This window comes from Mesorhizobium liriopis, assembly GCF_024053505.1.
GTDB lineage: Bacteria > Pseudomonadota > Alphaproteobacteria > Rhizobiales > Rhizobiaceae > Mesorhizobium_B > Mesorhizobium_B liriopis.
Genome location: NZ_JAMXQS010000007.1, coordinates 354,456 through 367,885, shown reverse-complemented (window position 1 = coordinate 367,885; position 13,430 = coordinate 354,456). Strand labels below are relative to the sequence as shown.

Annotated in this window: 12 protein-coding genes; 3 read left to right on the top strand and 9 right to left on the bottom strand. The window is 64.1% G+C overall.

Features of this window, described 5'->3' with window-relative positions; translation table 11 throughout:
* The first annotated feature begins 79 nt into the window (after positions 1-79).
* The gene (locus NGM99_RS16060; protein ID WP_435371445.1) at positions 80-1,576 is read left to right on the top strand and encodes a M48 family metalloprotease; all 1,497 of its coding nucleotides are present in this window, start codon (positions 80-82) and stop codon (positions 1,574-1,576) included.
* Between the two features lie 19 nt (positions 1,577-1,595).
* On the top strand, positions 1,596-2,045 hold the full coding sequence (locus tag NGM99_RS16055; RefSeq protein WP_252820690.1) for a DUF1284 domain-containing protein: 450 nt from the start codon (positions 1,596-1,598) through the stop codon (positions 2,043-2,045).
* A gap of 57 nt (positions 2,046-2,102) precedes the next feature.
* Here the strand turns inward: NGM99_RS16055 and NGM99_RS16050 are convergent, their stop codons facing one another.
* The 8 genes from NGM99_RS16050 to NGM99_RS16015 all read right to left on the bottom strand — a co-directional run bounded on the left by NGM99_RS16050 (position 2,103) and on the right by NGM99_RS16015 (position 12,179).
* Positions 2,103-2,969, bottom strand: a complete 867-nt coding sequence (locus NGM99_RS16050; protein WP_252820688.1) for an RNA polymerase factor sigma-32 — start codon at positions 2,967-2,969, stop codon at positions 2,103-2,105.
* Positions 2,970-3,203: 234 nt separating this feature from the next.
* A complete protein-coding gene (locus tag NGM99_RS16045) occupies positions 3,204-3,788 on the bottom strand; it encodes a CarD family transcriptional regulator (RefSeq protein ID WP_252820686.1) in 585 nt (194 codons plus the stop codon).
* 513 nt (positions 3,789-4,301) lie between these two features.
* Positions 4,302-4,640, bottom strand: coding sequence for a ferredoxin FdxA (gene fdxA / locus NGM99_RS16040; RefSeq protein WP_252820685.1), 339 nt, complete (start codon positions 4,638-4,640; stop codon positions 4,302-4,304).
* 130 nt (positions 4,641-4,770) lie between these two features.
* A complete protein-coding gene (locus NGM99_RS16035; RefSeq protein WP_353937428.1) occupies positions 4,771-5,151 on the bottom strand; it encodes an RNA-binding S4 domain-containing protein in 381 nt (126 codons plus the stop codon).
* A gap of 11 nt (positions 5,152-5,162) precedes the next feature.
* A complete protein-coding gene (locus NGM99_RS16030; protein WP_252820683.1) occupies positions 5,163-8,660 on the bottom strand; it encodes a helicase-related protein in 3,498 nt (1,165 codons plus the stop codon).
* A 432-nt stretch (positions 8,661-9,092) separates the two neighbouring features.
* Entirely contained in the window at positions 9,093-10,199 is a 1,107-nt protein-coding gene (locus tag NGM99_RS16025) for a hypothetical protein (RefSeq protein ID WP_252820681.1), read from the bottom strand.
* Between the two features lie 26 nt (positions 10,200-10,225).
* Positions 10,226-10,951: an acetoacetyl-CoA reductase gene (gene phbB / locus NGM99_RS16020; RefSeq protein WP_252820679.1), complete on the bottom strand. Its 726-nt coding sequence runs from the start codon at positions 10,949-10,951 to the stop codon at positions 10,226-10,228.
* Between the two features lie 31 nt (positions 10,952-10,982).
* Positions 10,983-12,179: an acetyl-CoA C-acetyltransferase gene (locus NGM99_RS16015; RefSeq protein WP_252820677.1), complete on the bottom strand. Its 1,197-nt coding sequence runs from the start codon at positions 12,177-12,179 to the stop codon at positions 10,983-10,985.
* A gap of 214 nt (positions 12,180-12,393) precedes the next feature.
* Here NGM99_RS16015 and phaR point away from each other — a divergent pair, with 214 nt between their 5' ends.
* Positions 12,394-12,996 carry a polyhydroxyalkanoate synthesis repressor PhaR gene (phaR, locus tag NGM99_RS16010; RefSeq protein ID WP_252820676.1) on the top strand — a complete coding sequence of 201 codons (603 nt, stop codon included), beginning with the start codon at positions 12,394-12,396 and terminating at the stop codon, positions 12,994-12,996.
* 24 nt (positions 12,997-13,020) lie between these two features.
* On the opposite strand, the gene NGM99_RS16005 is transcribed toward phaR, so the two are convergent.
* Positions 13,021-13,416 (bottom strand): hypothetical protein, encoded by a 396-nt coding sequence (locus NGM99_RS16005; protein WP_252820674.1) that lies wholly within the window; start codon positions 13,414-13,416, stop codon positions 13,021-13,023.
* Positions 13,417-13,430 lie beyond the last annotated feature (14 nt).

The window sequence follows — 13,430 nt, the reverse complement described above, 5'->3', positions numbered from 1 at the left end:
GCGGTGCGTGGCTGAAGCCTGGGCTTGGTAAGCCGAACAGTTCCCGGGGGAAATTGCGCTGTCTATTTCGACTGCCTCTCTGCCGACATGGTCTCGACCGCTGAAGCGCGCGCGCCTCGGCGCGACTGCACTCGCGCTCGCGACCCTGCTGTCGAGCTGCCAGATGCCGGGCACGGGCGGTGAGTTCAGCGAGCAGGCCTTCCAGCCTTCAGCCAAGCCTTTCACGCTCGACAACGTGTCCAAGAACGACAAGCTTGCCGAGATTGCGCGTTCGCAGCATCCCCGCATTCTTGGGACCTATGGCGGCGAATATTCCGACCCCAAGCTTGAGCGCATGGTGGCGAAGGTCGTGGGCCGCCTGACCTTCGACCCCGACAATCCGAACCAGACCTACCGGATCACGATCCTCGATTCGCCCAACGTCAACGCCTTCGCGCTGCCTGGGGGCTATCTCTATGTGACGCGCGGCCTGCTCGCGCTCGCCACCGATTCGGCCGAACTTGCCGCCGTGCTCGCCCACGAGATGGGCCACGTCACCGCCAATCACGGCATCGAGCGCCAGCGCAAGGAAGCCGAGGAAGCACTGGCCGGTCAGGTCGTCAGCGACGTTCTGGGCGGCGGCAACACGGATGCCAATGCGGCGCTCGTGCGGGGCAAGCTGCGCCTCGCCCAGTTCTCACGCAACCAGGAGCTGGAAGCCGACGCCATCGGCATCCGCACCATCGGCCGTGCGGGCTTCGACCCCTATGCCGCCGCGCGCTTCCTTCAGGCGATGGCGGCCTATGGCAACCTGCGCAGCGTCAGCGGCGCCAGCGATTCGAGCCTCGACTTCCTGGCAAGCCACCCGAACGCGCCCCAGCGCATCGACCTCGCCATGCGCCATGCACGCCAGTTCGGCCAGCCCGGCATCGGCGACACCGACCGCGAAGCGTTCCTGAAAGGCATCGACGGCCTGCTTTTCGGTGACAAGCCGGAAGAAGGCTTCATTCGCGGCACGACCTTCCTCCATCCCAAGCTCGGCATCGGCTTTTCCGTGCCGGACGGGTTCGTGATCGACAACTCGGCCGCAGCCGTCACCGCGACGGGTCCGGGCGACACGGCGATCCGCTTTGACGGTGTCGCGATCGACCAGTCCGTGGCGCTCGAAGATTATTTGCGCAGTGGCTGGGTGGCAGGTCTCGATCCTGCCAGTGTCCAGGCCGGCACCATCGGCGGCCGGCCCGGCGCATTCGCCAAGGCTCGCGCCGATGGCTGGCAGTTCGACGTGGCGGTGGTTCGCGATGGCGGGCAGGTCTATCGCCTGCTGACCGCGGCCCCTGCCACGAGCGCGGCCCTCGAACCTGCGGCACGTGCGGTCAGCGGCAGCTTCCATTTTCTGAGCGCATCGGAAAAGGCTGCGCTCAAGCCCTTGCGCGTGCGGGTCGTCACGGTGGGCGGTGGCGACACTGCCGGCACGCTGGCGGCCCAGATGACGGGCGTCGATCGCAAGCTCGAACTGTTCCAGGTCATCAACGGCCTGTCGGCGGGCGAGTCGGTCAGGCCCGGCGACAAGGTGAAGATCATCACCGACCGTTGAGCGATAGCCTCGCTTTGCCATGACGATCCGCATCCGGCCGCATCACCTGCTCTGCATGCTGTCTTATGTCGGCAAGGGCTACACGCCGCCGTTTACGGCGAACTACGACCGGATCGCCCGCCGCCTGTCTGACGGCGAGACGATGGTGATCGTGGACGGACCGGATGACATCTGCACACCGCTTCTGAGCGAGAAGGAGCCGCATTGCTGGCGCGACAGCGTTGTCGAGCGCGACAAGATCAGCGCGCGTGACGTGGCAAGACTTCTCGGTTTTCCGATCCAATTAGGTTCACTGATCCGACTCGATCATGCTTTTGTCGAGCGCATGCGAGCGGCGTTCGCGGCGGGAGAAACACGGCAGGCCTGCATGGGATGCGAGTGGCACAACCTGTGCAGCGCCATCGCGGACACTGGCTTCGAGGGTGCGCGCCTTCTTCCCCCAACAGGGCGTAAGCTCATACGCAAATGAAAACGCGGCATGCATGGACATGCCGCGTTTCACTGATCTGAACGCGATCCCGAAGGATCAGGCGTAGGCGATCTCGCCAAAGGCGGTGTTGTTGCGCGTGAGCGCGGTCCGCAACTTCTCAAGCGCGCGGCTTTCGATCTGGCGAACGCGTTCCTTGGAGATACCCAGTGTTTCACCGAGCGATTCCAGCGTGGCCCCCTCGTCGCGCAGACGGCGTTCACGGATGATGCGCAGCTCGCGCTCGTTGAGCACGCCGAGTGCCGTATTGAGCCAGCCCGAGCGGCGCTCCACATCGATCTGCTCTCCCACCACTTCGTCGGGCAACGGATCGTCGCTGACGAGGAAATCCATGCGATCGACCGAGCCCGAACCGTCCTCGACGATCGGCGCGTTGAGCGAGGTATCAGGAGCGGACAGGCGCGAATCCATCATCGCCACATCGGCTTCGGATACGCCCAGCGCCTCGGATATTTCCTTGTAGAGCGTGCTGGAGGACAGCGTGCCGGAATTCTGCGCAAGCTTGGCACGCAGGCGGCGCAGGTTGAAGAACAGCGCCTTCTGGGCCGACGAGGTTCCGCCGCGCACGATCGACCAGTTGCGCAGGATGTAATCCTGGATCGAGGCGCGGATCCACCACGTGGCATAGGTCGAGAAACGCACGTCGCGTTCCGGCTCGAAGCGGGCGGCAGCTTCAAGGAGCCCGACATGGCCTTCCTGAATCAGGTCGCCCATGGAAAGACCGAAATAGCGGAACTTGGCGGCCATCGAGATGACGAGGCGCATATGCGCCATGGTGATCTTGTGCAGGGCTTCCTGGTCGCGGTTTTCCTTCCACCGGATCGCCAGTTCCTGCTCTTCGTCGCGCTCGAGATAGGGCGCGCGCATTGCGGCCTGAATGAGGGTCCTCTTGGCGGCTTCTTCCATGGAACACCCTCCGGCTTTGGCGTTTTTCCGAACGCTGGTTGAAATTGGCACCGTCCCTGGCACCGCTTCCGTCGCGCGCTCTCAGCCGAAAACGCACGGCAATCGACATCACCAAACGTTGCCCCTGCGAGGTTGGTTCCTCCTCACCGCGTCACTTTGCGGAACATTTTCTCATGGCCCAACAAAAAACCCGGCACGAAGGCCGGGTTCTTGTCTTGACGGGAGGGAGACGGCTTATGCCGCTTCTTCCTGCTCGCTGTCGTTGTCGGCCTCTTCCTCGACCTTGGCACCGCGCTTGGGACCCTTGTTGAGGTTGGTTTCGATCAGGCGGACCGCTTCGGTTTCCGACATGCGGTTCACGGCTGCGATCTCACGCGCCATGCGGTCGAGCGCGGCCTCATAAAGCTGGCGCTCGGAATAGGACTGCTCGGGCTGGTTCTCGGCGCGATAAAGGTCGCGCACCACTTCCGAGATCGAGATCAGGTCGCCGGAATTGATCTTCGCATCATATTCCTGCGCACGACGCGACCACATGGTGCGCTTCACGCGGGCACGACCCTGCACGACCTTCAAGGCACGCTCGACATAGTCGGTTTCGGCCAGCTTACGCATGCCGATCGAGGTTGCCTTCGCCACCGGCACCTTGAGGCGCATCTTGTCCTTCTGGAAATCGATCACGAAGAGTTCCAGCGTGTGACCGGCGACGATCTGCTCCTCGATGGCCGTGATCGTGCCCACGCCATGGGCCGGATAAACGATGGATTCGCCGGCTTTGAAACCGTGACGCGCGGTCGACTTCTTCTGGGGGGTGGTTGCCATTACGCCCTGCACTCCTAAAGTTGCCAGGCCCAAAACGGGCCCGGCCGTTCGAGGCGGCCATCATGGCCGCGAAATCATTCGTAAGGCGCGCGGCGGATCGGGCACCCATGCCCTTCGCGCGCCATGCCGAGCCGGAGATGGCCCTCTCGATAAAAAACGGCGATCGGCGAATGGAAGCTTGCGGGACAGAGCGAGATGCGGGAAAAAGGACCGGCATCGATTCGAAATCGAAGGCCTGTTCTTCGTCCTCGCGTGAGCTCATTCACGCCAGAACGCTTCTTCAGGACCGGAATTCCTTGAAGGATTCCAGCCTTGAACGCCAATGCCACCTTTCATGGAGTGAGGCCGGCATCCATCATGGATCGCCTAAGCCACCGGCAGTGACTGTTTGGCTAGCATAAAAACCCGCGAGAATCAAGATTTTAGTGCGCCAGCACCGTTTCCTCACATCCTTTTGTCAAGGATGCGCTTAACGCGAAATCGACGATTTTGTGCTTCGGTCAAAGCGGCGGCTCAGTCGCCGGAACCGGGCTCTGCCGAGAAGTGGTTCTCGAGCTTGTTCTCGACGCCGTCCCATTCCTTGTGGTCGGCCGGCGGCTCTTTCTTCTGGCTGATATTGGGCCACTTCGCCGAATATTCGGTGTTCAGCTGGAGCCACTTGTCGAGCCCCGGCTCGGTGTCCGGCTTGATCGCATCCGCAGGACATTCCGGCTCGCACACGCCGCAATCGATGCACTCGTCGGGATGAATGACGAGCATGTTCTCGCCTTCATAGAAACAATCCACCGGACACACTTCCACGCAGTCCATGTACTTGCAGCGGATGCAGTTGTCGGTGACGACATAGGTCATTGAAGGCGGCTCCTCTGGGCCGCGCCTTTGAACAAGACCAGCCCTGATCGGCGTGCAGGTAGCGGCTTTGCCTTAACCTGACAAGGGCGGGGGCATCCTTCGAAACACACCCGCGACGAAACGCGCCGCCTCATTCATCCTCGAGCGTGCCGCCAACCGGATCGCCGCGCTTGGCGCGACGCAAAGCGGGTGCGGCATCGGGAAAATGCACGCGCCCCTCGCCGTCGCCGGTCTGCGCTTCCTCTGGCGCCAGATCCTCGTACAGTCCCTGCGCCTCGGGCGCGGGCCCACGCCTTTCTCCGAGATCGAGAACCCTCAGAACCGCGATGCGCCGGTCAAGATTGAGCGTCAGCACATCGCCGACATGGACGGCATCGGACGGCTTTTCGGCCTTGCGCCGGTTGATGCGCACGCGTCCGAGTTCCACGAGCTTGGCACCGAGCGACCGCGATTTGACGAGCCGCGCGAAGAAGAGCCATTTGTCGATACGCTGACGGCCCTCCCCCGGCATCCGCGCGAGCGCTACTTCTTCAACTGCTCGCGCAGAGCCGCGAGCTTGGCAAAGGGCGAGTTCGGATCGGGCGCGCGTTCCTCGCGCGGCTTGGACGTGCCGAAGTCGCGGGGAGCACCTTGTCCGCTCCGATTGCGCTCGCCACCCTTACGCTCGTCGCGCTCGCCGGCTCGCTTGTTATCGGGGCGCTTGTTGTCGCGGTTCCACGGCTTGCGATCCTGGCCCTCGCGCCGGTCGCGATCGTTACCGCCACTCTTGCCGCGGAACGCATTGTCGCGCCGGTTCTCGCCACCGCCTTCGGCACGCTCGCGCCGTTCGCCACCCTGGCGCTCACCACCTGCGCGCTCGCCACCGCCACCCTGGCGGAAGTTGCGACCGCGATTGTTCTCACCACCCTCGGCCCCGCCCTCGCGGCGATTGCCACCATGACGTCCGCCGCGATTGTCGCGTGCATGCTGAGGCCGACGGCCATCGACGCGGCCGGGACGCCAGACCAGGATCGGCTTGGCTTCCTCGACGGGCTCGGCCGCAGCTTGCGCGGCGACCGGTTCAGTCGTGTCGCTGGAGGATAGTGTCGGCTCAACGGCTTCCGCAGACGCATCGGCAGCTGCGACATCAGCGCTTTGATCGGCTGGAGTTTCCGTTGCCTCGCTCACGCCTGCTTCGGCGGACACGGCTTCCGGCGCAACAGCGGAGCCCTGCTCGGCCTCCTCGCTCGCGGCTTCAGGGTCGAGAGCAGGCGCATCAGCAGAGTCTACTGCTTCAGAGGCAACAGTTGTTTCGCCTTCGGCACTGGCCACTTCAATCGTAGCGTCCTCGGCAACCGCTTCCGGCTCACCGGCCAACGCATCCACTGCACCGGCGTCGGCTGTCTCTTCGATCGAAACCTCGCTCGCCGCTTCGTCACTCGCCAGCGTCAGGCTCTCGGTAGAAGCCTTCTCAGCCTGCTCCGCAGCCTTGGCAGCAGCAGCGGCTTCCTGGGCTGCGACCACTGCCGCGTCGAGCGATGCCAGCTTGGTCTTGATCTCGGCCGCGGGCTTGGGCTCGGCCCGATAGCCGAGGTTTTTCAGGACCTCTTCCATGTCATCGCTGCCCGCCCCAAGGATCGACATCATGGGCGGGGTGACGATGAAGGCAGCGCCATCCAGCGCACCATCGGGCCGTGCGCCTGCAGCACCGGGCTTCCAGGCAAGGGCAGGACGGATCAGGTCGGCGAGGCGTTCGAGGATATCGACGCGCACGGCACGGCGGCCGAGCACGCGGAAGCCGGCCAGCGCGTAGAAGCACTGGTCATAAGCGGGATCGACCACGAGCGAAGTCCGGCCGGAGCCCAGCGCATGGACCACGTCGCCGAAGCCCGACAGGTCCTTGCCATCGTTCTTGAGCGCCCAGAGCAGCGTCACGAGACCGGCGGGCGCCGGTTTCACGAGGGTCGGCACGAAGATGTGGTAGGCGCCGAAGCGCACACCCAAACGGCGCAGGCTCGCGCGGCTTTCGCCGTCGAGCGAGCGGATTTCCTCCGCCACGTCGCGGCGCGGCAGAAGGCCGAAATTCTCGACCAGACGGAACGCGATGCCGCGTGCGATGCCCGACAGATTGGCGGCATCGCGCAGGTCGGTGAGCGGCTTGAGGAGCGTCTCGATCTGGAAGCCCACGAAACGCTCGGCACGCGCCATCACCTTGTCGCGTGCGGGGCCGGTCAGCTGCTCGTCGGCGAACAGCACAAGACGCGGGCGCAATGGATCGTCGCCCGCGACCAACGTCGCGATTGGCGCGCCGATCCAGCGCAGGGTGCCGTCGGAGCCCAGCGCGATATCGCCATTGGGCGCGATCGCGAAACGGTCGGCGCGCGTTTCGAACTCGGTGGCCAGCGCCTTCTGCGCAGCACCGCGCACGGCGCGCGCTTCCTCGCCGCTTCCCGTCTGGTCTGCCGTGAAACGGAAGCCCTGGAGCTCGCCCACATGGTGGCCTTCCACCGAAACGGTGCCGGCCGGGCTGATCTCGGCTTCGAGCATGGTATTTTCCCGCAAACGCCTTTGAAGGACGGATGTCCTGCGGTCTACGAAGCGTTTCGTCAACCGCTCATGTAAGGCATCGGACAATCGGTCCTCGATGGCACGTGTTTTTTCACGCCAATGTGCCGGATCGGCCAGCCAGTTCGGCTGGTTGGACACGAAGGTCCAGGTACGGATCTGCGCGATGCGGTGCGAAAGCGTGTCGATCTCGCCTTCGGTCGAGTCGGCCCGGCGCACCTGCTCGGCCATGTAATCCTCGTCCACATGGCCGCGTCGGGCGAGATCGAAGAAGATCTGCGCCACGATATCAGCGTGCTGCGCGGGCGCGATACGGCGATAGTCGGGCAGTGCGCAGGCTTCCCAAAGGAGCTTCACGCGCTCGCGGCTGGTGGCGAGCTTGCGCACCTGCTCGTCCTTGGAAAGCTGGTCGAGCGCCTGCGCATCGACCGCCGGCAGTGCGCGCGTCAGGCCCTCGACGGGTGCCGGCGTGTCGATCGAGCGGCGCAGGGTGTCGATGCTGGAAAAATCGAAGCGCGAAGTGCGCCATTGCAAGACCTTCACAGGGTCGAAGTCATGCGCCTCGACGCGCTCCACGATCTCGTCGGGGAACGGATCGACCTGCCCCGTCACGCCGAAGGTGCCGTCGCGCATGTGGCGCCCCGCACGGCCCGCGATCTGGCCGATCTCGGCCGGGTTCAGGTCGCGGAACTGGTAGCCGTCGAATTTGCGGCTTTGCGCGAAGGCGACATGATCGACATCGAGATTGAGGCCCATGCCGATGGCGTCGGTTGCGACGAGATAGTCCACGTCACCCGACTGATAGAGCGCCACCTGCGCGTTGCGCGTGCGGGGGCTGAGCGCGCCGAGTACGACCGCAACCCCGCCGCGCTGGCGGCGGATCAGCTCGCCGATGGCGTAGACCTCGTCGGCCGAAAAGGCGACGATGGCCGAGCGGCGCGGAAGGCGCGTGATCTTCTTGGAGCCGGCATAGGCCAGATGCGACAGGCGCGGCCGGGTGACGACCGAAATGCCCTTCAGGAGCTTTTCGAGAATGCCGCGCATGGTGGCGGCACCCAGCAGCAGCGTTTCCTGCCGGCCGCGCAAGTGCAGGATGCGGTCGGTGAAGATATGACCGCGCTCGAGATCGCCCGCGAGCTGCACCTCGTCGATGGCGACAAAGGCCGCATCCGTTTCGCGCGGCATGGCTTCCACCGTGCATACGGAGAAACGCGCCTGCGGCGGCACGATCTTTTCCTCGCCGGTGATCAGCGCCACCTGATGCGCGCCGACTTTCTCGCAAACGCGGCCATAGACCTCGCGCGCGAGCAGGCGCAGCGGCAGGCCGATCACGCCCGACTCGTGCGCCACCATGCGCTCGATCGCGAGATGCGTCTTGCCGGTATTGGTGGGCCCGAGCACGGCGGTGACGTCGCGGCCGGACAGAATGAGAGGGGATTGGGAGAGGGGCTCGAACCTCTTGCCTTCGATATTCATCAGGTGGCGTCGGGTCTTTCAAGCGCGCAAGCGGCGGGATGGCTTTCACATAGGCATGGCGAACGCGAAAAGCAAAGCGCAACGGGCACGGGCGTTAACCATTGGAACGACCACCGAACAAATCACGGACGAATCATCGATCCAGCCGAGTTCCGGATTCGTTCACCGCTAGATATAGATCGATAGAATTTTACGCATCGAGATGCAGGGAGGATGTCCTGCGACGCCGAGACGAAAGTGCCGCAAAGGTTAACGCTCGAGCGGTTCGCGGCCGCCGCAAAGCGACGAGCGCCCAAGGCCTCGGAATTCATTAAGATTTTCTACCAAATGGTAAAACAAAGACTAATAAACATTTAAGAAAGTTAAGCCCTCCGGGGCGAACCGGGAACGAATCGCCGACGAATCACGGACAGGCACCAGTTCCCGTATTGTTCACGTTTTCCAGGCCGTCACAGGCGGAGATGGCTGGAAGGATCGGAATATACCAGCGGCGAGGCGCGCCATGAGCCGCGTGATACGGATAGCGAGACGACACGAGATCCAGACGAGCCAAAGCAGCCAAAGCACGCCGGCCGCGAACCAGAGCGCCCATTTCACGAAGATCCAAGACGCCTTTGCGACCATCTTCACGAGCCTCGGGGCAAGACGCAGCGCCCCGCGAAAGCCGGGACCAGTGCGCTCGGCGACGCGGGACAGGCGCACCACCTCGCTCGTGCTGTCTGATACGCGCAACGCATCGAGCGCGCCTTTCGGTCCCTGCGTGCCGGCAATGCTTCCCAGGGCTCGCGCGGATGCGCCAAGCTCTTCCGTCGCCTCGCGCCGCAGCACGCGCGAGGACAGGCGGCGGACCTCGGCGCGATCGAGCCGGCGCGCCGCGCGGAACAGGTCTTCGGCCACGGCCCCATCCACGGCACGGCGCGCAAGCCGCAGGAGATCGGCGGACAGGGAAGCGCCTAGCCGTCCCGTCTTCCGCGCGAGTTTGAGCGCCGACGCGCCGAGCTTCACCGGCGTTGCGGCGCCGACCGAAGCCACACTTGCGGCCGTCAGCCCGATGCCGAATGCCGCGAGCGCCACCACGACCGGATCGTAATCGGGATAGGCCCAGGCTTGTCGGGCGAGATCGCGGATGTCGCCGATCACCATGAGATCGGTCGCGAGGGCCGCCGCAAAGCCCGCCGTGCCATCCGCCTCACCATAGACCGCGCCGTTCCAGATCTCGGAAAAGGTCCCTCCCCTCGCTTCCAACGCCGCATCGACCTTCGGCGCGAGATCGGCTGGCATCGCGACATGGCGTTCTGCGGCGAGGTGCAGGATACTCTGCGCGAGTTCGGGATCGTTCTCCGCAAGCGCGGCTTTCGCTTCGCGCGCATAGTCTGCTGGCTGCAGCAGATCGAGATGAAGCAGCGCCGTGGTGTCGGGCGCTTCCCAACTCCGCAGCAAGCGCAATGCCACGGCACCTTGCGGCACGAAGACCACGCCGCTCAAAAGCAGCGCGCAGGTGGTGACCAGCGAGACGATGGTGCGGAAAAGGCGGAGCATCACGGCACCGCCATTTACACGCTCACTCAGGCGAAATACTGGCCGCCATTCGCGGAAATCGTCGCGCCTGTGATGAAACCCGCATCGTCGGAAGCGAGAAATACCACGCAGCGCGCGATCTCTTCCGGCTCGCCCAAGCGGCCGACCGGGATCAGCGGCAGGATGCGCTCGTTCAAAACCTTTTCATCGATCGCGCGCACCATATCGGTGCCGATATAGCCGGGGCAGATGGCGTTCACCGTGATGCCCACCCGCGCGCCCTCCTGCGCAAGTGCCTTGGTCAGGCCGAGATCGCCGGCTTTGGCCGCCGAATAATTGGCCTGCCCCGCCTGCCCCTTCTGGCCATTGATCGAGGATATGTTGATCACGCGCCCGAAGCGACGCTCGCGCATGCCGTTCCAGACGCAATGGGTCATGTTGAAGACGCCTGTGAGGTTGGTGTCGATCACCTCGCGCCATTGCGCCGGCGTCATCTTGTGAAACATCGCATCGCGCGTGATGCCGGCATTGTTGACGAGCACGTCGATCGGTCCGAGCTCGGCCTCGACCTGGGCGACACCTTCGCCGCAGGCCTCGTAATCCGTGACCGACCATTTGAAGACGGGAATGCCCACGCGGTTACGAAACTCGTTTGCCGCATCGTCGCTGCCCACATAAGTCGCCCCGACTGTGTAGCCGGCCTCCCTCAGCGCCACCGCGATGGCCGCACCGATCCCCCGCGTGCCGCCTGAAACGAGTGCCGTTCGCGCCATGCTTGTCCTCCGAGCCAAGAATGCCTGTTATCTATTGCATCGATTCCACGCACATGGCGACGCCCATGCCGCCGCCGATGCAGAGCGTGGCCAGACCTTTCTTCGCGCCCCGGCGCTTCATCTCGTAGACCAGCGTGTTGAACACGCGCGCGCCCGACGCGCCGACCGGATGGCCGATGGCAATCGCTCCGCCATTGACGTTCACGATCTCCGGGTTCCAGCCCATATCCTTGTTGACTGCGCAGGCCTGCGCGGCAAACGCCTCGTTGGCTTCCACGAGATCGAGGTCCGACACCGACCAGCCCGCCTTTTCGAGCGCCTTGCGCGAGGCGGGGATGGGACCTGTTCCCATGATCTGGGGGTCCACGCCCGCCGTCGCCCATGAGGCGATGCGCACGAGCGGCGTCGCGCCCCGGCGCTCGGCTTCCTCTTCCGACATCAGAACGACGGCCGCGGCCCCGTCATTGATGCCCGACGCGTTGCCCGCCGTCACCGTGCCCTCCTTGTCGAAAGCCGGGCGCAGCTTCTGCATGCTCTCGAGCGTCGCGCCATGGCGGATATATTCGTCGTCTTCCACCACCGTGTCGCCCTTGCGACCCTTCACGGTCACCGGCACGATCTCGTCGCGGAAACGGCCCGCCTTCTGCGCGGCTTCCGCCTTGTTCTGGGAAGCGACCGCGAACGTGTCCTGTGTCTCGCGCGTCAGCTGCCACTGGCGCGCGATGTTCTCGGCGGTGATGCCCATGTGATAGCCGTAGAAGGCGTCGGTCAGGCCATCCTTGATCATGGTGTCGATCATCTTGAAGTCGCCCATCTTCACGCCCGAGCGTAGATGCGCGCAGTGCGGTGCCATGGACATCGACTCCTGCCCGCCCGCGACCACGATCTTCGCGTCGCCCGTTGCAATCTGCTGAAGGCCGATGGCGATCGCGCGAAGGCCCGAACCGCAGAGCTGGTTGAGGCCCCAGGCGGTCGTCTCGGCCGGACAGCCTGCGGCCATGGCGGCCTGACGCGCTGGGTTCTGGCCCTGGCCGGCAGTGAGGATCTGGCCCAGGATCACTTCATCGACCTCGCCGCCCTCGACACCGGCACGGGCGAGCGCCTCGCGGATGGCGACCGCCCCCAATTCATGCGCCGCGAGGTTGGCAAACGCTCCATTGAACGAACCGACCGGCGTGCGGGCAGCAGAAGCGACGACGATCGACTGCGGCAAGGGGGACTGCGGCATGGGCGCTCCTCGAAAGTAAAGCAATGATCTTTCCGGCAAGTTGTGCGCTGCGAAATGCGGCACGTCAAATAGCCATTCGTGTGGAACGTGCCGTTCTCTTGATCAACCTTGGCTGATCGGGCTGGACCTCTGCTCAAAAGGCGGTCATGTTTTCGCAGGCGCAACATTGCAGGCCGCGGTCGTCTCGGCGGCCTGTCAGGGGAGAAAAGACGGGATGGCAGCGAAGAACGAGCCAGTCGTCATCAAGAAATACGCCAACCGGCGGCTCTACAACACCGGAACCAGCACCTATGTGACGCTGGAAGACCTCGCCACCATGGTCAAGAAGGGCGAGGAGTTCACTGTGCAGGATGCCAAGTCCGGCGAGGACATCACCCATCCGGTCCTGACTCAAATCATCTTCGAACTCGAGAACAGCAACGGCCAGACCATGCTGCCGGTCTCGTTCCTGCGCCAGTTGATCGCCTTTTACGGTGACCAGATGCAGATGCTGGTGCCGAGCTATCTCGAACAGTCCATGGCGGCCTTTGCCAAGGAGCAGGAGCGCTTTCGCGAGCAGATGACCAGCGTCTGGGGCAAGGGTGCCGGTGGCATGGTCGCACCCGACCTGTCCAAGATGGCGCCCTCCATGAAGGCACTCGAAGAGCAGACGCGGCGCAACATGGAACTCTTCCAGAACGCCATGCGCATGTTCACCCCGTTCTCCCCGCCCCCTGCCTCACCGGAGCCGGACAGGAAGCCGGAAGCGACGGGCGGCGAGCTGGCGGAACTCAAGGAGCAGATCGCAGCGATGCAGCGCAAGATCGATTCGATGTGAGGCCGGAAGGCTTTCCCGGCACAATCACCCGAAATGCACGTCCCTTCCCGCCGCTCTGAGCGACACGGTGAAGCCTGCCAGCACATCGACCAGCGCGATCACGGTCAGCACCAGGAACATGCCCTGCCCCGCCGCCGGCACGAGCAGGAATTCGAGCAGAAATGCCACGAAAACGAAGATCGACAGGAGATGGTCGAGCACCGAGGCATTCGAGGTGCGCGTCGATTTGAGAAGTTCGAAGAACAAGAGCACCAGCGCGAGAACCACGAGGGCAGTGCCGCGATCGAGCGTGAACAGGTTGCCTTGCACCATCACGAAGGAGAGTAGCGGCTGCTGCCAGGGATCGAGATCGCTGAAAGCCCCAAGTCCTAGATTGAACAGGATCAGAGGAATCACGAGAAGCGGCACGGAAGCAAGCAACGGGCTCTCCCAAA

What these genes read in the sequence shown, in the direction of transcription:
- phaR (WP_252820676.1), top strand. Translation starts at nt 12,394, where the DNA reads ATGGCAGCGAAGAACGAGCCAGTCGTCATCAAGAAATACGCCAACCGG.
- NGM99_RS16015 (WP_252820677.1), bottom strand. Translation starts at nt 12,179, where the DNA reads ATGCCGCAGTCCCCCTTGCCGCAGTCGATCGTCGTCGCTTCTGCTGCC.
- NGM99_RS16050 (WP_252820688.1), bottom strand. Translation starts at nt 2,969, where the DNA reads ATGGAAGAAGCCGCCAAGAGGACCCTCATTCAGGCCGCAATGCGCGCG.
- NGM99_RS16055 (WP_252820690.1), top strand. Translation starts at nt 1,596, where the DNA reads ATGACGATCCGCATCCGGCCGCATCACCTGCTCTGCATGCTGTCTTAT.
- NGM99_RS16030 (WP_252820683.1), bottom strand. Translation starts at nt 8,660, where the DNA reads ATGAATATCGAAGGCAAGAGGTTCGAGCCCCTCTCCCAATCCCCTCTC.
- NGM99_RS16045 (WP_252820686.1), bottom strand. Translation starts at nt 3,788, where the DNA reads ATGGCAACCACCCCCCAGAAGAAGTCGACCGCGCGTCACGGTTTCAAA.
- phbB (WP_252820679.1), bottom strand. Translation starts at nt 10,951, where the DNA reads ATGGCGCGAACGGCACTCGTTTCAGGCGGCACGCGGGGGATCGGTGCG.
- NGM99_RS16025 (WP_252820681.1), bottom strand. Translation starts at nt 10,199, where the DNA reads ATGCTCCGCCTTTTCCGCACCATCGTCTCGCTGGTCACCACCTGCGCG.
- NGM99_RS16035 (WP_353937428.1), bottom strand. Translation starts at nt 5,151, where the DNA reads ATGCCGGGGGAGGGCCGTCAGCGTATCGACAAATGGCTCTTCTTCGCG.
- fdxA (WP_252820685.1), bottom strand. Translation starts at nt 4,640, where the DNA reads ATGACCTATGTCGTCACCGACAACTGCATCCGCTGCAAGTACATGGAC.